This window comes from Dokdonia sinensis, from assembly GCF_003688895.1.
GTDB lineage: Bacteria > Bacteroidota > Bacteroidia > Flavobacteriales > Flavobacteriaceae > Dokdonia > Dokdonia sinensis.
On the sequence record NZ_REFV01000006.1, the window covers coordinates 45992 to 69056 of the forward strand.

The following is a 23065-nucleotide window of genomic DNA, read 5'->3' on the forward strand; positions in this document are numbered from 1 at the left end:
ATTTCAATCTAAGGAAGCGATTTCTTAGAGATTCTTACGATACGTGCGTCTACGTTTATGCAGTTCGTGTTCATATCCCTTCCAGAGCTGCTGTATCGCTTTGTTTTCTTCTAATTCTGGATTGGTCTCCACGTCTGTGATTCCTTCTTTATTAAATAGTTCTTGCATCTTTTGGAAGATGACGGCAGTAACTCCTTTTCCTTGATATTCTGGCTCAATGCCTATTAAGTAAAAAGCAGCAGTATCATTTTTCTTTCTAGCTTTCAGTAAATGAAAAAAGCCAGTAGGAAACAATCTTCCATTTGCTTTTTTAAGGGCTTTATTAAATGAAGGCATTACAATAGCAAAGGCAACGAGTCTTCCCTCTTGATCCTGAATACATTTGATGTAGTCAGGATTTATATATTTTATGAACTTATCTTTATAATGGTCGATTTGGTACTGTTTTATTGGTACAAAAGTACTCAGCGTATTATAGGTCTTATTCAATAAGCCGAACATTTCATCTACGTAAGGTTTGATTTCGGCAGTAGTTTTAAAATCTAAAGGTTTGAGTTTATAACGCTCTGAGATGATATTTGAGAATTTTGCAACCTTGGGGTTCTGCTTTTCTGCAGGTTGTATTTTTATTTTAAATTCTACCCACTCGGCTGCTTTTTCAAATCCTAGCTGTTCAAAGTGGTCTTTGTAATATGGATAGTTGTACCAGGTAATCATAGTATTGAGATACTCAAATCCTTCAATTAACATTCCTGCTTTTTCCATATTTGAAAAACCTACTGGACCTTCCATCCATTCTAGATTTTTCTTTTTTCCTATTTCTGCAACCTTATCTAGTAGCGCTTTAGTTACTTCGATATCATCTATCGCGTCAAACCATCCAAAACGCATTTTACGCTTGCCTTGCTCTTCGATCTCAATATTATTTGTTATCGCACAAATACGACCTACAGGCTTCTCTTGTTTGAAAGCCATAAAATACCGAGCCGTTGCATTTTTAAATACAGGATTCTTTGCGGGATCCATACTTTCCAACTCATCAGATATAAGTGGTGGTACCCAGTTAGGTTCATTCTTATAAAGCTCAAATGGATATTTTACAAATCTCTTGAGCTCTTTAGGACTAGTTAGTTCTTTAATTTCAATCATAGGGGTTATTATATGCCGTCACCGTCAAAGTCTGGCACATCTTTACGTTTATTCTTTTTCTTAGCCTTTTTTGCGGCTTTCTTTTTCATTTTCTTGTCTAGTTTGCTTTCGCCAGTGTTTCCATCATCTAGAAATATTTTTTCATCACCATTGTGCATATCAAAACGATAAGAGGCTCCTAATGCTATGTTCTGACGGGCAGGAGTATCTTTAAGGTTAAACAAACCTGAAATGTCTACTTGAAAGTCTGGTGTAAAAAGATATGCGGCACCACCTCTAATAATCTGATCAGAATATAAATCCCCATTTATGAGTTGAAACTCTAGAAAACCAGCAATTTTTGGTGTAAAAGAATGGGTCATTGTAGTAATCCAGGTGTAGGATGGGAAATCTGTACCTATGTATTCTCCTATGACATTGTTTACCCATACCCAGCGACCCCAATTATTTTGTGTAATAATTGCTACCGTAGGGCTTATTCCTTCTTGCACCGTAAAAAATGGGTTGTCTTTTGTTCCAAAATTTGCTCCAGCATATACCGCAACAGACGGGATGAGATTCTTCCATTTGAACTTACGGTTTGCCCAGTAGCTATATAGGTTTACCTCTTCCTCTTCGTTTTTTCCTGGATCATAAAAAAGATATTTTGCACCGAGGGTCAGTGTTTCAAAATCACTAAACTGTCTTTGCGCAACGTTGCCCGTTGTAAAGTTTAGCGTGCTATTCTGAAAACGACCTAAAACACTAATTTCCAGCTGTTCTTTCCAGACTCCATAGCGTGCACTAAAATCAATTCCCCAAATATCTGTATCAGTATTAAGAAGTTGATGTTTATCACTCCCCGTATCGTATCCAGCTTCAAATTGTAATACATTTTTCCCTACAGCATAGGCTCCCTGTGACTGTCCAGGTCTATTTGAGTTTAATGTTTCTGTGTACTGCGCATAGGTTTTTCCGCTTAAAGCAAAAATTGTCACAGCACAAGCTAAAAGTAATCTAGACATAATAGTAGGGTTAGGAGTTCAAATATAGCAGAATTTATCATTTTTTTAAGCTTCGACGGGGGCTAGTTGCGGCTCAATATCATTAATTTTACCACAATGATGTGAAAATAGACAAGCCCGTATGGAAAGCTTTCTTAAAACGATATTAATCATTCTGTTGGTATATTTTTCTCTAAAGTTTTTAGGGAAGTTACTTATGCCTTATTTAATGCGTTACATAGCCAAAAAAGCAGGTCAAAAAATGGAAAGTGTCTTTAAAGGTTTTGAAGGATCTCAACAGCCAGGTAAGACGCAACCTCCCAAAAAAGAACCTGTTGCTAAAAAATCTACCAAAGTGGTAGGTGAATACATAGACTACGAAGAAATAGATTAATTAACCCTCACACGCTTTAAAGAGCAATTTGCTCAAAGTATGGCAACGCTATAGCTGTGATATTTTATGAGTTCTAATAGTAAAATCGCTTTTGGCGGTGGTTGCCATTGGTGTACCGAGGCCGTGTTTCAATCCATAAAAGGGGTTTTTAAAGTTGAACAAGGGTATATGGCTTCAGAGCTTCCCTATGATTCTTTATCTGAAGCTGTCATTATATATTATGATCGGGAGCAAATTTCTTTAAAAGTACTTATAGAAATTCATCTTTATACACACGAAAGCACCTCTAATCACAGTATGCGAGATAATTATCGCTCAGCAGTTTATTATTTTAACGAGGAGGATTTTGCTTTTGCGAAAGCATATATATCAAAATTCCAACAAGATTTTAATAGGCCCTTAATTACTCAAGTATTACCTTTTAAAATATTTAAAGCATCTCGGGAGTCTATCAGAGATTATTATAAGAAAAACCCAGAAAAACCATTCTGTAAACGCTACATTGCGCCAAAATTGAAACTAATTTTAGAAAAGTTTCAAAATCATTATAATCCCTCATTTGCGAGTTAATTGCTCGTCTGTTTTATGAAAAAAGAGACCTATCTCGTTGTTCTCGCTTTCTTCTCGATATACGTATTCTGGGGTTCAACATATTTGTGGAATAAGATTGTGGTCTCTGAAGCACCAGCATTTATGCTCGCCTCATTGCGATTTACCATTGCCGGAGCTCTTATTTTTATAATTGCAGCGGCGACAGGGCGATCTCTTAAAATCACTCAAAAGCAATTTCTCAATTCTGTTCTTGCAGGATTTTTATTTCTTGCGTATGGTAATGGGGTATTTGTATGGGCACTTAATTATGTAAATAGCGGTTTTGCCGCATTGCTGGCGGCATTACAACCGTTATCCATACTCGTAATGATGCGTATTTCACAACGTAAAGCGCTCAAACCAAAATCTATGATAGGCGTCTGCTTGGGACTCTTTGGAATGTATTTGCTTGTGAGTCAACGTGATATTGCTTTGCAAGAAGGTGCCGTTTTAGGAATTGTAATGATATTTACCTGTATCATTAGTTGGGGTATAGGCAGCCTTTTTGTTGCCAAAGCAGATTTACCCAAGAATTTTTTTATAGCCACAGGTTACCAGATGGTTACTGCAGGAGTTTTACTCGCTTTGGGAAGTAGATTTATTTTACAAGAAACCTGGAACACTCCGTTAGACTGGAGTTCTAGCGCTCAGATATCTATGGGATGCCTGATATTATTTGGTGGGATTGCGGCATTTACCTCCTTTAATTATTTACTTAAAAAAGTGTCTACAGAAAAAGTCGCCACATCTGCATATGTAAATCCTGTAATCGCCTTATTTTTAGGCTGGTATTTTCTGGAAGAAATTGTTACCACACAATCTATTATTGCCGCAGGGATTCTTCTTACTGGTGTTTATTTTATAAATACTGTTCGTCAGAAGGAGGGAAGGAAGCCCACTGGTAAAAAGGCATAAAAAATCCCGCAATTGCGGGATTTTCAATTTAATCTACTTTTTACTAGTTATGATACTTTCTCGACTTCTGCTTCGATAATATCTTCGGTATATGCTGCCGTTCTTTGAGCAGAGTTTTTAGCTTTATTTGTTTCGCGCTCTAGAGCACCTTTAAGTTGTGTTAATCTGTCAGAAACTTGTCCCTCAACATCTTCGTATGTCTCTTTTATAGTATCTCCAGCCTTACGTGCTTTAGCCTTTAATTTTGCTTTTTCTTCAGGACTCATATTTTTATATTTCCAGTATCCGAATAATCCAGCTGCTAGCGTTGCGATTCCTGCTCCTATTAATCCTTTGGTTCTTTTTTCCATAGCTCGTTTATATATTTAAATTTTGTGTATACCAAATATACTACTGCCATAGAGCACGAGCTAGTACTTTATGATGTCCATAGTAAACATTTATGACTTACTAAATCAATTTTAAGAATTAGCAATCTTCTTATGCTACAGCCTCTGTCAGGGTGTAGTAATGGAGTAAGTTTTTATAGAATGTTATGTTTCCAGCATCTGCTCTTACGCAAGACTTTAGGAAGGCATTTAGATCATCATAATTTATTGTCACATTACAGCCTTTTGATAATACGGCAACACCGAGACAAATAGTTTTTTCTATTTTATCTATCGTGACACTTGAGGCATTAAAGAAGTGTTTAATGATGGCATTATGCAGCTCTTGAAACCCTTTGTGCGCTTTCTGATTTTCTCTTGTCGAATAGTCTATTAGGTTGTGAAGACCATTAATGATAAGTGTATTTTCTTGGCTCATAACTTTCAGTTTTTTGGTTTAGAGTAAAATTAAGATTGATTTTGACACTACCTTTTGTTTTATAAAATGTTTAACTAATAATTAAAACGATTAAACAAATTGAACTCATTTGGGTTATGCTTTCGCGAAAGCGAACAAAACGAAAACACTTTCCAGCAGAAAAATTTTTGAAAAACTGTTTAATAGTAGTTAAAATAGTTTCCCATAATTGAGAATAACCGTAACTTTTAAACAAAAATATATGGAATATTTTAGCTACGCATTACAGCTCATTGTTGGGTTAAGTCTTTTAAACGTCTGGTTATTGCAATACAATAAACCAACACAATGGCGTGGCGGAAACGCTCAAAACATCAAAGAAGAATTTCAAGTATATGGGCTACCCGTATGGATGTGTTATGCTGTCGGAACTTTAAAAGTAATTGGGGCGCTAGGTCTCATTGCTGCTATCTGGTTTCCTGAACTCTTGCGACCGTGTGCAATTGGGTTAGCTATATTATTAGCTGGATCTGTAGTAATGCATTTTAAAATTAATGATCCTTTAAAAAAATCTTTTCCGGCGCTTTTATTTTTGAGTATGTGCGTTTATCTCGCTTTAAGTATATAGCATATTTACGTAGATAGAGTAAGCAATTACAGCATTAAGTATACAATAAATCAGAGAGGGTGATGACTGTAATGGCGTGTCCTTAATCTTAAGGCGCACACCAAACCCAAAAAGCATTAAAACAGATAATCCCACAGCTCCAATAAAGGCAAGTAGTGGTATATAAAAATATCCTATTAATAATGCCACGGCACCAGCAACCTGAAGTGCTCCTACGAGTGGTCTATGTTTGTCCAGATTATAGCGTATAAATTCTGCCTTCATACGAGGGTCAATAAAACAACCTATACCAAAAAAAAGAAACGATACTGACGAGAATAGGATAAGAACTAAAAGTGTTTTCATAGCAACTTAAAAGTAATGCTATTTTTTATTGTTAGGCCTGAGGATTGGATTTAATTAGAATATAGCTTTCGCGAAAGCGAAAAAAAGTGCGTAGTAAAATTTCTTTGCTTTTTTTATAGAAGCTGCCTGGCCTCTACAAATACATTGAAAAAGCAAATTACATCCTCTTACAGACAAAAACTTGCTTCCTATATTCTTATTTTTGGAGCGCTAGAAAAAGAATGAAGAATCTATTTCCCCTTTTGATTTTCCTTATTGGCAGCGGTATGTATGGACAGTTTATACAAGTAGACAGTCAGTCATTTACTGCACAAGAGTTGATAGAGGACATACTGATAGAAAGTGATTGCATAAGCGACGTTGTTGTTACAAATGTTGTGGGAGGAGATTTTCAAGGAGTAGATCAGAGCTACGGTTATTTTGACGCGTCAGGAACCGACTTTCCATTTGAGAACGGACTTGTATTAAGTACGGGTAGATTACAGAATGTAGATGGTCCCAATACCACATTAAGTGACGATGATGCTCAGGGATGGGCAGGAGATAGAGATCTCGAAGACATTCTGGATGAGAGTAACACTACAAACGCTACGATAATAGAATTTGACTTCACAAGTGTAGCTTCAGAAATTAGTTTCCGCTATCTATTTGCTTCAGAAGAATATCAGGAAAATGATGCAAATACCTGCCGTTTTTCAGATTTGTTTGGTTTTTTGATAAGGCGGGGAGATGAGCAGCAATATAAAAATATAGCGCTCGTTCCAGATACCCAAACCCCTGTAAAAGTTACTACCGTACATCCAGAAATACCAGGCGGATGTGCTGCCGAAAATGAATTCTATTTTGAAAGTTTTAATGGTGCAGACGTGCCTATAAATTTTAACGGACAGACTAAAATACTCACAGCAACAACAGAAGTTATTCCTAATATTTCCTATCACGTCAAGCTTGTCATCGCAGATGAGCAAAATTTTCGTTTTGACTCTGCGGTATTTCTTGAAGGAGGGAGTTTTAAACTTGCTACAGATCTAGGAGAAAATAGGTTGCTTAGTACTGCAAGTGCTCTTTGCCCAAATGAAACCCAGCTTCTAGATGCTACAAACTCTCAGGCGACAAGCTACGCCTGGTTTAAGAATGATGAGTTGCTATTATCAGAAACAGATCCCACCCTTCTTGTGGAGGATCCTGGAACCTTTCGAGTGGTGGTTACTTTAGGAAACGGCTGTACATCTTTCGGGGAGGTTACTATAGAATATGGAGAGCTGCCCGAAACATTTGATACGGTTTTACAGCAATGTGATCCAGATGATAATGGTCGTACATCATTTAATTTACTTCAAGCAAATGATATTATTACTAATAATGATAACGAACTTCTTGTAGTCGCATATTACACCACTCAAGCATTTGCGATCGCAAATACTAATGAAATACCGGATCCTAGATCGTTTCAGAACAGCGCAGAAAATCAAATTGTTTATGCCCGAGTAGAAAATCGTTCTGGGTGTTTTAGTATTGCCGCTGTAGAGCTCACAACAGCTTTTAATACACTTATAATAGATGATATTACAATTTGTGATACTGACGAGATAGATGATGGATTTACCGAAACGCCGTTAATCAATTTTACAAGCACCTTCCAATCTTTATTACCTTCTGGAGCGACTGTAAATTATTATCGTTCATCTGGAGATGCGTTATTTGAAGTAAATGGGTTATCAGATCCATTTACTAACGAGGTCAGAAATAGACAAACCTTATACGTAAGGGTAGAAAATAGCGGAGATTGTTATGCAATAGCTCCTTTGGACCTATTCATTGCTTCTGCGCCATTGCTTCCTGAAGATACATCTGTGGCGTATTGCATAAATGAAGCACCAATTCCAATAATGATAGAGAGCGGTGTGCAAAATCCTGAACTATACAATTATGCTTGGACCTATAACGGGTCTTCAATCCCAAATGAGACTAACGCCATTGCTGTAAATGAAACTGGAAGCTATGAAGTAACCGTAACCTCATCTAGTGGCTGTTCTCGTTCAAGGACAATAACAATAACCGCTTCAGAACTTCCTGAAGTAACAGCCGTTGTGGTTAACGATGGTATTAACAATAATAGCATTAATGTTACCGTGAGTGGAGGAGGAGCATATGAATTTTTACTCGACAATGGATCTTATCAAGAAAATGGACTTTTTACAAACGTCACTCCTGGCACCCATCGGGTCTACATAAGAGATATTAATGGCTGTGGAACAATTGTAGAGGAAGTGTCTGTGATAGGATTTCCCAAATATTTCACACCTAATGGAGATGGGTATCACGATTTTTGGCGTGTTGAGGGGGTTACTAGGGATAATCCAACAGAATCATTTATGATTTTTGACCGTTTTGGCAAACTACTTTACACAGCAAAGGATATGCGTTCTGGCTGGAATGGTAAATATCAAGGTGCTACATTACCAACAAATGGGTACTGGTACAAGGTAAAACTCTCTGATGGAAGGACTTTTACAGGCGGATTTACTTTAATTAGATGATCATTTAGATGTTATTAATACGCTTTCGCGAAAGCGTATACCAGATAATTCACCTTTTTACAAAAGACTTAAAGTGCTGAGTACCTTGACTACAGGAGCTTGGTCATTATTATTACACAAATTATTGAAAATAAAGGAATTAATTCAAGTGCAATTAGAATTAATGGCATTACATTTGCACTTAAGTAAATATTATAAATTTAATTACATTACAATGAACAAAGGAACAGTAAAATTTTTCAACGAAACTAAAGGATTTGGATTTATCACAGAAGAAGGTGTTGAAAAAGATCATTTCGTACACATCTCTGGATTAGTAGATGAAATCCGTGAGGGTGACGAGGTAGAATTTGAACTTAAAGAAGGAAACAAAGGATTAAATGCAGTGAACGTACGCGTTCTCTAGTAGATATATTTCAAGTTTTTACAAAAAGCTCATCGCAAGATGGGCTTTTTTTGTATTCAATTTATATGTTTAAATTGCTGTGCAAATTATAGCTCAAGCATTAACTGCAATCGGGAATGGATGACTACATAAAGAGCTGTACTTATTTTTTTATAGGTTTTAATTGTATCACCTTCAAAGCGTCTAAGATCCTTATAATTAAGTAAGTGATATCAATCTCATACCACTTTACACCAAAGTTTGCTCTGCTAGCGTGCTTATGGTGATTATTGTGATATCCTTCTCCCATCATCAAAAAATCAAAGCGAAAAAGGTTCTTGCTTGTATTCTTCATTTTAAAATTGACGTAGCCATATACATGTCCAAACCAATTTATGATGACACCGTGTATAGGAGCCATTAAAAAGGTAACAGGCAGTAGCAACCATTGCCACCAAGCTGTAGCAAAGAACACAAAGAATATAATATAAAAACTAATCCAAAGTATTCTTGAGAATCTTGAACTCGCAAAGGCATCAAAACTTTTCCATTGCGGTACATTTTTAGTGAAACGTTGGTCTACCGCTATGCGTTGCGTATTAATGTCTTGATAGATCGTCTTTGTTTTCCACATCATTGCAAACAAATTGTCGTCATAAGAAGGGGAGTGTGGGTCATTTTCTGTATCTGTAAATGCGTGATGTAGACGGTGCATAATACCATAACCGTAAGCGCTTAAATAACTGGAACCTTGAAAAATCCAAGTAAGCACAAAGGTGATGCGCTCCATTGTTTTTGACATTGTAAATACTTGATGTGCTGCATAACGATGCAGAAAGAAAGATTGAAAGAAAAGCCCTCCATACCAGAGCACTATAACAAAAATAACTATAGTCATACCTTTTTATGTAAAGGTAATTTTACAATAACATCAAAACAATGAACCTAAATCAATAAATTGATATTATACCCTTTTTCTTATTCTGCTCAAAGCTTGTGCTGTAACACCTATGTAAGAACTTATGTATTTTAATGGAATAACCTCTAAAAGCTCTGGCCGCTCCTTAAAAATTTTAATATACAATTGCTCAGCTGTTAGATTGAGTAGATCTTGCTCTCGTTTTGATTTTAATAGGAATAGTCTTTCTGCTGTAAGTCTTCCAATAAGATTTCCTATTTGAGTTGTTTTATAGACATCTTGTAAATCTTCGTATGTAATACTTAAGATACTAGTATCTGTAAGTGCTTGTAATTGATAAGCAGAGGGATTTTGTGTTAGAAAAGAGTCATAGGCACTTATAAATTGATCTTTGAAGCTAAAGCCAAAAGTAATTTCTTTCTCCGAATCGTCTTTAGGTATAAAGAGGCGTACTACACCATATTCTATAAAAGAGATATGGTGCTCTATTTCTCCCAATTTTAAAAAAATACATTTCTTCGGAATGTGGCGGCGCTTCAATCTCGAAGTAAAAAAAGTCCAATCAGAATCAGAGATTTCTGCTATTGAGTCTAAGTATGCCTTGATCTGATCCAAACGCTTTATTTAAGTTAGAGCATAAAGATACCTATTAACAGGAGTGTATCTCAAATCACAGAAGGTGATTTAACTAGAAGCATCGGAATATTGCCATTTTTAAAGATTAGCTATTATGCGACTTAGATACTAAAGAACCTTAAATTAAAATTGTCTTGGGTAATTTTAATATGAGCGTCGTACTATCGTCTTTTCCCGTAAGAAATGTAAGATTGCCGTCGTGTATTTCTGCAATCATCTTTGCGATATACGTTCCTAGACCTGTTCCTCTATCCTTTCCTTCTGTTGTGTATTTATCAAAGAATTTTGCTCTCATCTTTTCAGGAATAACACCCGAATTTTTGATGTTAATAACAAATAGATTATTAGTTTCTAAAGCGATAGTTACTTTTTTACCTTCTGGAGAAGCTTCTATTGCATTGCGAAGTAAGTTTTGGAAAAGGTGCTTCATATAAAATTTATCACCTTCCATCATGAGCTCATCCTCCTCTGGCTCTGCAATGATATTGTTGTGGTAAAGCTCTATTGTTGCTTTTTTTTCTTCAATGAGTTCGCGCATTTCTCCTGTTGTACTTGCAATAAGTTCTAAAAGGTCAAATTTAGAAAGCGTAGGTATATACTCACCACGTTCCATTTGGGCAAAGTCTTTGGATGAAGTGAGCAGGTTAAGGGTGTCATTGCCTATATCTTTGAGCATACGGACCCATTTAGACTGTACAGGGTCTAGATTTGATTTTGATAAAATATCTGCAATTGATACCATAGAGCCTATGCGATTACGCATATCGTGTTCGGCGAGTCTATTTGCAATATCTTGAGTTTTAATTTTATTTTCTAAAATTTCAATAGTAGTTCTAAGCCTCTTAACGGTAAGTTCAAGTTCGGCAGCTTTTACCACTAGCGTCATTTTTCTTTTTTCCTGAGTATGCTCATCTATCAGGAAAGCTGCATTTGTGATAATCTCAAAAGTTTCACTTCTACTATTTTGAACAGTCCAGCGTCCTTGAAGTTCGTATTCTTTCTCAAGGAAATCTTCGTGCAGCTTCTCAAGAGTTTGTCTATTATCTTCAGGCACTACAACGGTAAATGGCTTCCCGATAAGCTCCTCACGGGTATATCCATAAATATCACAATACGTTGCATTTACATCTGTAAAATAGCCTTTAGGATTTGTGATACAAATACCTATGGGCATTTGCTGGAAAATCTCGTAGGATAATTTATTGTTATCTTCAAAGGTGCTTTTTATAGAAGCTAATTCCCTCTCCGTTCGCTTTTGAAAATCATCTCGCATATCTGGACACTCAATTTTAAATAAAGATATTCAAAATTAATTTTGAATTGTAATGCTTAACCGTCTAGTTTGTACACTTAAAAATGATAATAGAGGCAGTAAATTAAATTTAGAACGGTTCAAGACCGTTTATCGTTTAAAAAGAAGTAGTTTCGCGCAAAATTAAAAGCCCTGACTATGAAGCGTATAACGGAATTTAAGAAACTCTTTGGAGTAGAGAAAGAGTTAGATCTCAAACAGCTTAAAAAAAGCTACAGAAATCTAGTAAAAGAGTGGCATCCAGATAAGTTTCAAGAGGGTGATCCAAGGCAAGAAGAGGCAGAGGTAATGAGCCGCCGTATTATCGATGGATACCATTTCCTAGTAAGTATGGCGCCAGAAACCAAGGCAGCAAATCTTGAGGCGTATACGGAGACCATAACAAATGCTGCAATTGCAGATTATCAGCACAAAGGGTTATTGCTTGAAATTACGTTTACAGACGGAACAACTTACGAATATTTTGGAGTGACCAAGCAGATATATATTAAAATGATAAATGCAGGGAATCTTAATCGTTTTGCAAAACGTAACATCTACCCTAAACACAATTATCGCAAGTCCAAGCGTCACTTACAAGAGGCATAGTACTTAAACTATTTTGACCCATAGATATTTACAGCTCTAAAATTTTTTAAAATTCTTAGGGCTGTTTTTGATTACGCTTTCGCGAAAGCGTAACTTACCTCCATCACAAACCGTAGTATATGACAAATACATTTACCGCATTAGGAGTTATAAATCCTATTCAGGAGGCTCTCAAAGCACTTCAGATCACGGCGCCCACAAATATTCAGCAGTTAGCGATACCTGCAATGCTTACTTCAAAAAAGGATGTGGTTGCCCAAGCACAGACAGGTACTGGAAAAACAGCTGCTTTTGGGATTCCCTTGTTGCAACTAATTGACCGTACAAATCCTACGGTACAGGCTGTAATCCTAGTCCCTACGCGGGAGTTGGGACAGCAAATTCAATCTAACCTGACCTCATTTACAGCCCATTTACCAGAAGTAACAAGCGCTGTAGTTTATGGAGGTGTTCCTGTAAAATCACAAATAGAACGTCTTAAGGAGCCTGCTCAAATTGTGGTTGCAACGCCAGGACGTCTCATTGATTTAATTGAGCGTAAAGCGATTAATATAACACAAGCAAATTATCTCGTGCTTGATGAGGCCGATGAGATGGTCACCTCACTTAAGGAAAGTCTTGACACGATCGTTACCGAAATGCCTAACAACAGGCGCACATTCTTATTTTCTGCGACGATGCCGGGTGCGATTAAGCAAATTGTGCAAAATTACTTGGGTAAGAATCCGCTCGAGATTAGCTCTGAGATGGAAACCCTTGGGAGTAAAAAAATCACGCACGAGTATGTAGTAGTGGAGCCCATAGAAAAACTGGACGTGTTAATGCACTTTTTAAACAGTAGGTTGGGGCAGCGCGGTATTATTTTTTGTAAAACCAAGGCTGCAGTAAATAAACTTGCCAAAAATCTTGCTATTAATAAGTTTTCCTCTGGGGCCATACACGGTAGTCTCTCGCAGCCCATACGTGATAGAATGATGGAGCAATTTAGGGAAGGGCACATCGATATTCTTGTGGCCACAGATCTAGCGGCCCGTGGGATTGATGTGCGCGAGATAGAGTATGTGGTAAACTATCACTTACCAGAATTTTATGATATGTATGTGCACAGAAGCGGCCGTACGGCTAGGGCGGGGGCTAGTGGTTATGCGCTCACTGTTTTGCAACAAGAAGAAGTGCACGAGATTGCCGAGTTTGAACACGAGTTAGGGATTTCTTTTTCCGCTTTCGCGAAAGCGACCCCACAACAAATAGAAGAGAACAACACCGTGCTCTGGGCTAAGAAAATCTTTAAAACAAAGCCCAACCGAGATATTTCTCCTGAGCTGAAAGAGAAAGTTCAGGCCGTATTTCATCATTTAACTAAGGAAGAACTCATCGATAAACTACTCGCAGAAAAACTAGCTTAACATAACCCTTACGGCAAATGAGTACTTAATGCCTCATTATTTTAGATTCTGGCATTGGTAGATGCTATATATCTAAAATTTTGGGCAAGTTGTATTGTAGAAAAGCTTTAGGGTTTAAATTGGCTACATTTGGTATTTAACAAACTGTACAACTCCGTTTATGAAATCATATACAGCTGCCTTCGTCTTTTTATTTACAATCACAATTGCCGCCCAAGAATCTCCGTCACAAACGTTCTGGAATACCCTGCAAGCTCATTGCGGTAAGGCATACGAAGGGAAGCTAGTTTTACCAGAAGAAGACGAAGCCTTTGGCGGGAAGAAGCTGGTCATGCACGTTAGATCTTGTGATGAGAATCAGATTAAAATACCCTTTTTTGTGGGCGACGACAAATCGAGAACGTGGATACTCACAATGAATGACGGAATCATTACGTTAAAACACGATCACCGTCACGAGGATGGAACAGAGGACGAAGTAAATTTTTATGGAGGAACATCGAGCAATACGGGCAAATCAGATATCCAATTTTTTCCAGCAGATGTGCATACCCAACAAATGATTCCTGGAGCAGCGACAAACGTCTGGTGGATTACCGTAGACGAGACATCATTTACATACAACCTCAAAAGATTAGGTACAGATCGCATATTTAAAGTAGTTATGGACCTTACTAAAGAAATTGAAACACCTGGTGCTCCGTGGGGTTGGGAAGATTAAATACCAAGATTTTAAGAGGGTATTTACCTTATAATCAAATATTTAAAAACTTGTAGGAAAAAATTATTGACTTATGAAAAGACTATTTTATATCTCACTGCTAACTGTAATCATGTTTTCTTGCGATAAAGATAGTTTACAAACTAAATCTGCATCGGTCGAAAAGAAGCCTGTAGTTTTCGACGGAATTGACAACAGCATCGCTCCGGGCGACAACTTCTACAACCACGTGAATAAAAACTGGTATGACAATGCCGTTATTGCAGATGACCAAGTGGGCGTAGGAGCCTACCGTTTCCTCAATATTCCGCAACAGGGAAAACTAAAAAATATTCTGGAAGAGGTTTCGGTTCAGAAGCACAAAAAGGGAAGTGTAGAACAGATGGTAGGGGATTTTTATGCTTCGGGTATGGACACCCTTAGTATCGACAAGCGTGGGATTGAACCTATACAACCTATTCTCAACGAGGTAAATAAAATAGATAGCGTTTCAGATCTTTTGACCTTTGTAGCCCAGCAGGTCAAAACGGGGGATTACTCCATGTTGAGTCCGTACATCTCGCCAGACCAGAAAAATAGCCAACTTAACATCCTTCACTTTTCACAAACGGGATTGGGATTGCCAGACCGGGACTACTATTTTAACGAGGACGCATCTTCTGTGGCGATACAGGAAGCTTATAAAACCTATGTTACGAAGCTGTTTGAATTGACTGGTGAGTATAACGCTTTCGCGAAACCTGACTTGAGCGCAGTCGAAAGTGCGGAAACCACATACAACTTAGAAAAACAACTTGCCGAAGCTCACAAAACCCGCATCGAGCGCAGGGTGATACAGGAAAACTATAATAAACTTTCGGTAGCAGATTTGGACAAACGCCACGCAAACATAGACTGGCTAGCGATATTAGAAACCTTGGGAGCAGATGTAGATTCGGTTGATGTGCGCCAAACGGCCTACTATGACAAACTAGACACTATGCTCAAGAGCGTCCCACTAGCCGACTGGAAAACTTACGTAAAGGCACACACAATCAGTTCATACGATAATCTGTTGCCTACAGCTTTTCAGGATGCCTCGTTTGCATATAGCAAGGTGATTTCTGGTCAAAGTGAGCTACAGTCCCGCAGTAAGCGTATGGTGCGCAATGTAGACCAGATGATTGGTTTTGCGCTAGGGCAGTTGTATGTGAAGCGATATTTTGACGAAGCCGCTAAGGAACGTGCCCTTGACCTCGTGAATAATTTTCAGATTGCATTAGAAAAACGCATTAAAAACTTGGAGTGGATGAGCGATAGTACAAAGGTTAAAGCGGTCGAAAAACTCTATGCCATCAATAAGAAAATAGGCTATCCTGATGTTTGGCGCACCTATGATGTCAGTATAGACAGGAGTCAGTTTTTTGAAAACGTAGTTGCCTTAAGTAAAGATAGTTACAATTATAATCTTAAACAGTTAAATAAACCGCCTAATCGTGGCGAATGGGGCACGACGCCTTCAACCGTAACGGCTTATTATAATCCGTCACTTAACGAGATCGTCTTTCCGGCTGGGATACTCCAAGCACCGTATTTTGACCTTTATGCAGATGATGCGGTCAACTATGGAGGTATCGGTATGGTGCTAGGGCACGAGTTTACACATGCCTTTGATGACCAAGGCGCACAATACGACAAAGACGGAAATGTAAAAAACTGGTGGACCGAAGAAGATTACACCAAATTTAAAGCAAAAACGCAACAGATTACAGACCAGTACTACAATTTTACTGTGCTGGATAGCGTGCATCTTAAAGGCTCACTTACCGTAGGAGAAAACACGGCAGATAACGGTGGTATTGCCATTGCTTACGATGCGTTTAAAATTACACCGCAGGGCAAGAGCGATACGACCATAGGTGGCTTTACCCTAGACCAGCGCTTTTTTATGTCTATCGCCCGGATATGGCGCGTAAAAACCCGTGATGAATACCTGCGCAATTATGTCGCCACAGATCCACACTCGCCACCCGTATGGCGCGTAAACGGGCCGTTAATGAATTTTACACCTTTTTACAACGCTTTTGATGTGAAGGAAGGAGATGAGAATTTTAGAACGGAAGAGGAGCGGGTTAGGATTTGGTAATGTTTAATGAGGAAATAATAATATCATTTATTTTACACCAAAATCTAGTTACGTATTTTTGACAAAAGAAGTAGAGAGGAAGAGATAAGATAATAACCTCTCGTTTAAAGATTAAAGTAAATACAATGATATTAGATTTTTTTAAAAAACTATTTGGTGGGAGTTCAGAAACTACAGGCGATAGAAAAGAAGGAACAGTAAAATTTTTCAATACTAGAAAAGGTTTCGGATTTATAACTGTAAATGGTTCTAACGAAGAAATTTTTGCCCATACGACCAATGTTATCGGCAGAATTAAAGAAGGTAATAAAGTAACTTTTGAGATAGAGCAAAGTGAAAAAGGACCAACAGCTGTAAAAGTCAAAAAGGTAAAATAGCCTCGTACTATTTTTAAAATGTAATCCCTACAACGCTCTGTTGTAGGGATTTTTGCTTTTAAGCTCAAAGCATTATTCTAGTCCAAATAGTCTTAGTCATTTTTATAATAAACGTATTGAGAATATCTCAAAAACACAGCTAATCTATATTAGAACTGAACGAACGTAACACTACGAATATAAAATCAAAAACACGCCAATTAGAATTCCCGTTAATGGGACAAGTTTCTTACGCTTATTTTTTTCTTTAAATAAAATACCACCCACAACCACGGCAATGATAAGTTGACTACGCTTAATGGCTGAAAGTAACATAATCAAAGCATCAGGGTCCTGTAAGGCCTTGAAATAAAAGTAATCTGCAGTTTGAAGCAAGATGCCCACCGCAATAATAGTCCATCTAAACTTAAAAGCTTTGCGCTTTTGAGCTATTGGAAACCACATAATGGAAAGAATGAACATTAAGATAATTATGGTGTACCAGCAGAACCAAAATTGTAATGTTTGTGGGTTGAGCGATACATTCTGAATCAAGAATTTATCATATAATCCGCTTGAGGCACCGAGAAATGTTGCACCTATGATTGCAAAAATCCATTTGTTTTTTGTAAAAATGATTCCTTCTTTTTTTCCAACTCTGGAATATAATATCACAGAAAAGATGATGACAAAAAAACCTATCCATTGTAGGAATTTGGGCTGTTCTTGGTAAATTATCATAGCTCCTATAAACGTAAAGAACGGACCTGCAGAACGTATGGGAGTGACAATTGTGAGTGGCAAGTGTTTGAGTGCTTTGTAAGCAAGAATCCACGAGGCAGCCATAATTATAGACTTGATAAAGATATATCCGTGTGTTTTCCAAGGAACCGTAGTTATATGAAACCCAATCTCTTTAAAATATTCAGGGCTATATTTAGAGCCTATGAAGAAAGGAAGAAAAAGTAGGAACCCAGAAATGAGTGTCCCTAATAGGACGGGCAAAACTTCATTATCCTGAACAGCGTGTTTTTTAGCTAAATTGTGTAATCCCAGAAAAAGTGCAGCAAGAAGGCCTAAATACATCTACATTGCGCGAATATAGTTTTTATGTATAGGATATGCCAGGAAGAATATTTAACATAAACTATGCAAAGGTGTTATGAGTATATTTTATTAGGTCATAAATATCATACACGATAGCGGTATAATTATCTTCGCAAAAATTTGATTAAACCCATTATGTCTCAAAATCAAAAAGCCTCTGATCCCAAAAGAATCCTTTCTCAGGAGGAAATAGATGCTTGTATTGCTACTTTAGAAAATTTAGTAGGAGATACAAATCAGCTCTTTGCCCTTCCTGAGGAGCAACGCACAGCTTTATTAAAAGCATCTGGAAAGCTCTCACGTCCTGACCGAGATGAGTTCCAACGCAGGAGGAAAGATGCAAAGAAAGCGGCTAAGCGCAAGAGAATAGAAAGTGATAAACACGCTCGTAAAGCAACGGGAATACGCTCTGCTAGAGAAGCTGCGCTATTTGTTGCTCCTAAACTTCTGGGTGCAGCTGCGATTCCTGAAGATACTCCAGAATTGGAATCCCCAAGAAACTGTTACGTTTGCAAAACAGTTTATACCAAACTACACCATTTTTACGATGCTATGTGTACAGATTGTGGCGATCTTAATTATGCTAAGCGATTCCAAACCACAGATTTATCGGGACAAGTAGCTCTAATCACAGGTTCTCGTCTCAAAATAGGTTTTCATATAACGTTAATGGCCTTACGCTCAGGGGCAACGGTAGTGGCAACTACGCGCTTTCCGGCAGACTCAGCTATACGATTTTCTAAGGAAGAAGATTATGGTGATTGGAGTGATAGACTTCACATACACGGCCTTGATTTACGACATATTCCAAGTGTAGAGATTTTCTGTAATTATATAGAACAAAAATATGATAGACTTGATATCTTAATCAATAATGCAGCACAAACGGTACGTAGACCCGCAGGGTTTTATACGCACCTTATGGAAAATGAGAAACTACCTATAGAAAAGCTTCCTAAGCGTGCTCAACCCCTATTAAGAGATCATTCTAATTGCTTACAGGAACTAGCAGACTTAAGTATTTCTACTGCAAAAACAAGTAAGAATAACGTTTTGCCAGTAACTTGGCACGGTCCAGAACCTGGGATAGGATTACGTAACTCTGCCCAACTTTCTCAAATTCCATACAGCTTCGACAACACCTTACAGACCTCTGAGGTTTTCCCTGAAGGTAAGCTAGATGCAGATTTACAACAAGTAGATTTACGCAAGACTAACAGCTGGCGTTTAAAGTTAGGTGAGATTGAAACCACAGAAATGGTAGAAGTCCAACTTGTAAATGCTGTTGCTCCGTTTGTGTTGTGTAATCGCCTGTCTAACCTTATGATGAAAGAAAACACAGGTAAAAAACACATTATAAATGTATCTGCGATGGAAGGGAAGTTCCACAGATTTAAAAAGGAGGACAGGCACCCGCATACAAATATGGCAAAAGCAGCTTTAAATATGCTTACGCATACGTCATCTGCTACTTTTGCAAAGTCGGGAATCTATATGAATGCAGTCGATACGGGATGGGTTACAGACGAAGATCCAGCCGAATTATCAAAGAAAAAGGTCGAAATACACGATTTTCAGCCTCCGCTGGATATTGTAGATGGTGCCGCGAGGGTAATGGATCCGCTCATTGACGGGATAAACACAGGAAAACATTGGTCTGGTAAATTTTTAAAAGACTATTTTCCGATAGATTGGTAATAGTTATGACTACCTTCGCCAGCGTAATCACCTAATTTTGAGTGATTATTAAAATTTAATATTATTATTATGAGTAACGGAACAGTAAAATTTTTCAACGAGACCAAAGGATTTGGATTTATTACAGAAGAAGGTGTTGAAAAAGACCACTTTGTACACATTTCAGGATTAGTAGACGAGATACGCGAAGGCGATAAAGTTGAATTTGATCTTCAAGATGGTAACAAAGGATTAAACGCAGTAAACGTAAAAGTTATCTAATACATATACTTCAAGTTTAAAAAGACCCCGTCTATTCATTTAGATGGGGTCTTTGTTTTTTACGCTTTCGCGAAAGCGGAATAAGCAAAGTGCTCAGAGACATCTTAAAAGTCTACTCAAAATACTATTTAAAACTATGTCGTTGCTCTTTGGTAGAGGATGCTCCTAGCAATTTATTAAAGCTCTTAATTTTGTTAAAGTCCTTAGTAATTTCTCCAGAAACAGCGATTCCAGAAATCCCAGTTGCCAAAAGAGGTGTAATATCGTCCAGAGTAATACCACCTACGCCAAGTATAGGAGTTTCTGTTTTTAAGACATCTACAATGGCAGCGTATCCAGCAAGTCCTAATATTGTAGGTAGATTTTTTTTAGTTTCTGTAAACCGAAGAGGCCCCAAGCTTATATAGTCAACTTCTTTTTCGATTAAATTCTCGCAGTCTTGTAATGTGTTTGCCGTGCATCCTATTATTTGCCAAGTATAGAGATGCCTTCTTGCTAGGGTAGGGCAGGTGTCATTTTTTCCTAGATGTACACCATCTGCTTTTACTTCTCTCGCGACCTTATAGTAATCGTTTATGATGAGCCTAGTCTGGAAGTGGGCCGTAATTGCTCGAGCTTCCTGTGCTAATAGTAGTGCCCTCTTTTCTGATATATTTTTTAAACGCAGTTGTACTAACTCTGCACCGGCGTTGCACGCTTTTTGAATATTTTCTATATGATCATTTTGAGAGCTTCCTTGAGAAATGTAGTGTAGTTTTGGGATCATTGTGAGGGTAATTTAAAAATAGAATATGAACCATTTTTAATTTGTACAAATATACGCCACATCTTCACGCAAGAATTTCATCAGTCCTTAAATCTATATTAAACTACCTTTTTAGGGAAATAATAGATCGTATTTTTGAGAGATACGTGATTTTAAAAACATTCTGAAAAACTAATAATAACAATGTAATGACCATTGAACCTTATTTTCTAATCCTTGCAGTAGTCGGCCTTTCTGTAGTACTTATGGCTTTTCTTCCTATTGTGGGAGAGAAATTGAGGATTAGCTATACCATTCCATTACTGCTATTTGGGATGATATTGTATAGTGTGGGTATTCCGATTACTTGGCCAGATCCCTTATGGCCTTGGGAGTGGACTAAAATTCTTACCGAGCTTGTGGTCGTCATCAGTCTTATGGGTGCTGGATTAAAGATAGGGCACCGCTATACTTGGAACGATTGGAAAAAACCATTTCGCCTTGTGCTTATTACAATGCCCCTTTTTATGATTTTGGTATTTGGGATTGCCCATTTTGTGCTTGGACTTAATATGGCATTGTCAGTATTGCTTGCTGCCGTACTAGCACCAACAGATCCTGTGCTAGCATCAGAGCTACAGCTGGAAAAGCATCAGGATATGCACGAGAAGAATACAGGTTTACGCTTTACCTTGACAGGGGAAGCTGGTATTAATGATGGACTGGCCTTTCCTTTTGTGTACTTAGCTATTTTATTATCTAAGATTGATACTGGTGTTCCCTTTGACTGGTGGGAGTGGAGCTGGTTTTATGTGGCCTACAAATTAGCCGGTGGTATACTAATAGGAAGTCTTATTGGTTGGCTGTTTAGTACAGCTTTAAAACAATTAGACAAAGAACGTCAGAACGAAATTCTAAACGGCTTTGTTGCCGTAGCGCTTACCTTATTTTCGTACGGTGTCGCAGAAATTGCGCTTACTTATGGCTTTATGAGCGTATTTTTTACGGGGATTTTTATTCAATACTATAGAACAAAAAAGGACGAAGATCCACATCCAGATTCTAATAAGATGTTGCTTTTTGTGAGCGAGTCAGAAAAGCTCCTTATTGTACTGTGGACGATCCTCTTTGGTGGGGCAATAATGTCGGGATTATTAGGGCTAGTGGGCTGGATAGAAGCCCTAATCGCGCTGGGAATTGTACTTATCATAAGACCACTCTTTGGTTATATTGCGCTATTTGGTACAGATCTAGGCAAGCATAAGCGTATGGCGATAGGCTTTTTTGGTATTAAAGGGATTGGGACATTATTTTATTTGAGCTACGCCTATCTCAATGGGAATTTTAACTTTAACGAGCAGGTTGTAGGAATTGTGTCTTACGTTTTACTTTTCAGTATTTTGATACACGGTTTAACGAGTCCTTCTGTCATTGCCTATTTTAAGAATAAGAATGAGACCAAAGATTAATCTCATTAAACCATCTTTTAAGGTTTAATAAAAATCCACCTCAAAATAAAATCAAGGTGGATTCTTTAAATTATGGGAACTCTTCTGAGTTACTCGTCAATAGTGACTAAAGAATCTGCCATTGAGGCTTCCTCATTTTCATCGTTAGAGATAGGTCTGGAGTCTTTTATCTTTATGAACTCTTCTATGCTTTTCATTTCTCCTTCTTCACCAGAGAAATAAGGAAAAACATCCATTATAGGGGATTCTGCAATGGCAGGAATAGTGTATTCTCCCATTGTATCTTTCATCGTAGTGACCGTATTCTCGTAAGCTTCTTTGACATCATTAGCTTGGACTAGCAGATACATATTTGTTTTGCGCTCTTTGCCACTTTCTTCGTCAAAGGCTATTAATGAAACACGAGACTTAAACCACCTATCCGAATTCTCAAAGGGATGAATCTCAGCATAGTTTGCCACTTTAATGTTTGTGATTTTGATTTCTTCACTATCGGCGAGATAGGCAGCCATTTCTTCGGTGATGCGTTTTTCTGCCTCGGTGTAGGAGATGGCATCTACCAGATAGGGCTCGGTTTTATTGGTGTGCTTACCAGAGGCTTCATCAAATTTTCTATATTTTACTTTACACTCGTACCACGTTGCGCTCATACTATTTTGTTTTTAAGGAAGCCAAAAATAGGGTTTCGCTCGAGGCGAAAATGAGAAAGGTTTCAATAGATGTTCACAATTGTTTTTCTTTTTTGATAGTGCCTTTTGCGTTAATGAGTTAGCTTTTGAAAAGATTTTTTAGCTCTTGAAACAAGTTCAGAGTAAAAAATGTGAAACTAGTGCTGAGCGGAGTCCAAAGGAAAGATGCAATAAGAATCTGAAACTTTGACAATAGTTGCTATGAGTGATGCATCTCAGTCTCTGTTTTATTAAAAAAGGGTAATATTGTTTATCTTGCGCCACAGAATAAAACTCTCTGATATGGTACCCTTGCTAAGCAATACAAGCAACCCCCA

The 23065-nt window shown here is 37.7% G+C and carries 25 protein-coding genes; 14 read left to right on the top strand and 11 right to left on the bottom strand.

All coding sequences use genetic code 11. The features are described from left to right. Window positions 1-24: 24 nt before the first annotated feature. Window positions 25-1149 carry a GTP cyclohydrolase gene (locus EAX61_RS07535; RefSeq protein ID WP_121917070.1) on the bottom strand — a complete coding sequence of 375 codons (1125 nt, stop codon included), beginning with the start codon at window positions 1147-1149 and terminating at the stop codon, window positions 25-27. 8 nt (window positions 1150-1157) lie between these two features. Next, the gene (locus EAX61_RS07540) at window positions 1158-2153 is read right to left on the bottom strand and encodes a transporter (RefSeq protein WP_121917071.1); all 996 of its coding nucleotides are present in this window, start codon (window positions 2151-2153) and stop codon (window positions 1158-1160) included. Window positions 2154-2274: 121 nt separating this feature from the next. On the opposite strand from EAX61_RS07540, the gene EAX61_RS07545 reads away from it, so the two are divergent. The 3 genes from EAX61_RS07545 (at window position 2275) to EAX61_RS07555 (ending at window position 4032) form a co-directional block, all read left to right on the top strand. Beyond that, window positions 2275-2526, top strand: a complete 252-nt coding sequence (locus tag EAX61_RS07545) for a DUF4834 domain-containing protein (protein ID WP_121917072.1) — start codon at window positions 2275-2277, stop codon at window positions 2524-2526. A gap of 66 nt (window positions 2527-2592) precedes the next feature. Further along, window positions 2593-3096, top strand: coding sequence for a peptide-methionine (S)-S-oxide reductase (locus tag EAX61_RS07550; protein ID WP_121917073.1), 504 nt, complete (start codon window positions 2593-2595; stop codon window positions 3094-3096). 15 nt (window positions 3097-3111) lie between these two features. Further along, window positions 3112-4032 (top strand): EamA family transporter, encoded by a 921-nt coding sequence (locus EAX61_RS07555; protein ID WP_121917074.1) that lies wholly within the window; start codon window positions 3112-3114, stop codon window positions 4030-4032. A gap of 47 nt (window positions 4033-4079) precedes the next feature. Here EAX61_RS07555 and EAX61_RS07560 read toward each other — a convergent pair whose 3' ends face one another. Next, the gene (locus EAX61_RS07560) at window positions 4080-4382 is read right to left on the bottom strand and encodes a YtxH domain-containing protein (RefSeq protein WP_201739432.1); all 303 of its coding nucleotides are present in this window, start codon (window positions 4380-4382) and stop codon (window positions 4080-4082) included. Between the two features lie 130 nt (window positions 4383-4512). Then, window positions 4513-4839 (bottom strand): hypothetical protein, encoded by a 327-nt coding sequence (locus tag EAX61_RS07565; RefSeq protein WP_121917075.1) that lies wholly within the window; start codon window positions 4837-4839, stop codon window positions 4513-4515. 241 nt (window positions 4840-5080) lie between these two features. Here EAX61_RS07565 and EAX61_RS07570 point away from each other — a divergent pair, with 241 nt between their 5' ends. Next, entirely contained in the window at window positions 5081-5446 is a 366-nt protein-coding gene (locus EAX61_RS07570; protein ID WP_121917076.1) for a DoxX family protein, read from the top strand. Here the strand turns inward: EAX61_RS07570 and EAX61_RS07575 are convergent. Then, the gene (locus tag EAX61_RS07575; protein WP_121917077.1) at window positions 5435-5791 is read right to left on the bottom strand and encodes a DoxX family protein; all 357 of its coding nucleotides are present in this window, start codon (window positions 5789-5791) and stop codon (window positions 5435-5437) included. The genes EAX61_RS07570 and EAX61_RS07575 overlap by 12 nt on opposite strands. A 221-nt stretch (window positions 5792-6012) precedes the next feature. Between EAX61_RS07575 and EAX61_RS07580 the strand changes: the two genes are divergently transcribed. Both EAX61_RS07580 and EAX61_RS07585 read left to right on the top strand, forming a co-directional pair. Beyond that, window positions 6013-8331, top strand: coding sequence for a T9SS type B sorting domain-containing protein (locus EAX61_RS07580; protein WP_121917078.1), 2319 nt, complete (start codon window positions 6013-6015; stop codon window positions 8329-8331). Between the two features lie 214 nt (window positions 8332-8545). Then, the gene (locus EAX61_RS07585) at window positions 8546-8737 is read left to right on the top strand and encodes a cold-shock protein (protein ID WP_121917218.1); all 192 of its coding nucleotides are present in this window, start codon (window positions 8546-8548) and stop codon (window positions 8735-8737) included. Window positions 8738-8879: 142 nt separating this feature from the next. On the opposite strand, the gene EAX61_RS07590 is transcribed toward EAX61_RS07585, so the two are convergent. The 3 genes from EAX61_RS07590 to EAX61_RS07600 all read right to left on the bottom strand — a co-directional run bounded on the left by EAX61_RS07590 (window position 8880) and on the right by EAX61_RS07600 (window position 11544). Further along, the gene (locus tag EAX61_RS07590; RefSeq protein WP_121917079.1) at window positions 8880-9614 is read right to left on the bottom strand and encodes an acyl-CoA desaturase; all 735 of its coding nucleotides are present in this window, start codon (window positions 9612-9614) and stop codon (window positions 8880-8882) included. Between the two features lie 66 nt (window positions 9615-9680). Beyond that, the gene (locus EAX61_RS07595) at window positions 9681-10250 is read right to left on the bottom strand and encodes a Crp/Fnr family transcriptional regulator (protein WP_121917080.1); all 570 of its coding nucleotides are present in this window, start codon (window positions 10248-10250) and stop codon (window positions 9681-9683) included. A 139-nt stretch (window positions 10251-10389) separates the two neighbouring features. Next, window positions 10390-11544 (bottom strand): PAS domain-containing sensor histidine kinase, encoded by a 1155-nt coding sequence (locus tag EAX61_RS07600; protein ID WP_121917081.1) that lies wholly within the window; start codon window positions 11542-11544, stop codon window positions 10390-10392. 177 nt (window positions 11545-11721) lie between these two features. Between EAX61_RS07600 and EAX61_RS07605 the strand changes: the two genes are divergently transcribed. From EAX61_RS07605 to EAX61_RS07625, 5 genes are all read left to right on the top strand, one after another. Then, on the top strand, window positions 11722-12171 hold the full coding sequence (locus tag EAX61_RS07605; protein WP_121917082.1) for a KTSC domain-containing protein: 450 nt from the start codon (window positions 11722-11724) through the stop codon (window positions 12169-12171). A gap of 119 nt (window positions 12172-12290) precedes the next feature. Then, entirely contained in the window at window positions 12291-13577 is a 1287-nt protein-coding gene (locus tag EAX61_RS07610) for a DEAD/DEAH box helicase (protein ID WP_121917083.1), read from the top strand. Window positions 13578-13737: 160 nt separating this feature from the next. Next, the gene (locus tag EAX61_RS07615) at window positions 13738-14298 is read left to right on the top strand and encodes a hypothetical protein (RefSeq protein ID WP_121917084.1); all 561 of its coding nucleotides are present in this window, start codon (window positions 13738-13740) and stop codon (window positions 14296-14298) included. Window positions 14299-14371: 73 nt separating this feature from the next. After that, window positions 14372-16423, top strand: a complete 2052-nt coding sequence (locus EAX61_RS07620; RefSeq protein ID WP_121917085.1) for a M13 family metallopeptidase — start codon at window positions 14372-14374, stop codon at window positions 16421-16423. Between the two features lie 125 nt (window positions 16424-16548). Continuing rightward, the gene (locus EAX61_RS07625) at window positions 16549-16800 is read left to right on the top strand and encodes a cold-shock protein (protein ID WP_121917086.1); all 252 of its coding nucleotides are present in this window, start codon (window positions 16549-16551) and stop codon (window positions 16798-16800) included. Between the two features lie 171 nt (window positions 16801-16971). Here the strand turns inward: EAX61_RS07625 and EAX61_RS07630 are convergent, their stop codons facing one another. Beyond that, entirely contained in the window at window positions 16972-17865 is an 894-nt protein-coding gene (locus EAX61_RS07630; RefSeq protein ID WP_121917087.1) for an EamA family transporter, read from the bottom strand. A gap of 156 nt (window positions 17866-18021) precedes the next feature. On the opposite strand from EAX61_RS07630, the gene EAX61_RS07635 reads away from it, so the two are divergent. Continuing rightward, a complete protein-coding gene (locus tag EAX61_RS07635) occupies window positions 18022-19584 on the top strand; it encodes an SDR family NAD(P)-dependent oxidoreductase (RefSeq protein WP_121917088.1) in 1563 nt (520 codons plus the stop codon). A 69-nt stretch (window positions 19585-19653) separates the two neighbouring features. Beyond that, on the top strand, window positions 19654-19845 hold the full coding sequence (locus EAX61_RS07640; protein WP_121917089.1) for a cold-shock protein: 192 nt from the start codon (window positions 19654-19656) through the stop codon (window positions 19843-19845). A 124-nt stretch (window positions 19846-19969) separates the two neighbouring features. On the opposite strand, the gene thiE is transcribed toward EAX61_RS07640, so the two are convergent. After that, complete coding sequence (gene thiE / locus EAX61_RS07645) at window positions 19970-20611, bottom strand: thiamine phosphate synthase (RefSeq protein ID WP_121917090.1); 642 nt, start codon at window positions 20609-20611, stop codon at window positions 19970-19972. A gap of 188 nt (window positions 20612-20799) precedes the next feature. Here thiE and EAX61_RS07650 point away from each other — a divergent pair, with 188 nt between their 5' ends. Beyond that, window positions 20800-22059 carry a cation:proton antiporter gene (locus tag EAX61_RS07650; RefSeq protein WP_121917091.1) on the top strand — a complete coding sequence of 420 codons (1260 nt, stop codon included), beginning with the start codon at window positions 20800-20802 and terminating at the stop codon, window positions 22057-22059. An 89-nt stretch (window positions 22060-22148) separates the two neighbouring features. Here EAX61_RS07650 and EAX61_RS07655 read toward each other — a convergent pair whose 3' ends face one another. Continuing rightward, window positions 22149-22709, bottom strand: a complete 561-nt coding sequence (locus EAX61_RS07655) for a DUF4494 domain-containing protein (protein WP_121917092.1) — start codon at window positions 22707-22709, stop codon at window positions 22149-22151. Window positions 22710-23065 lie beyond the last annotated feature (356 nt).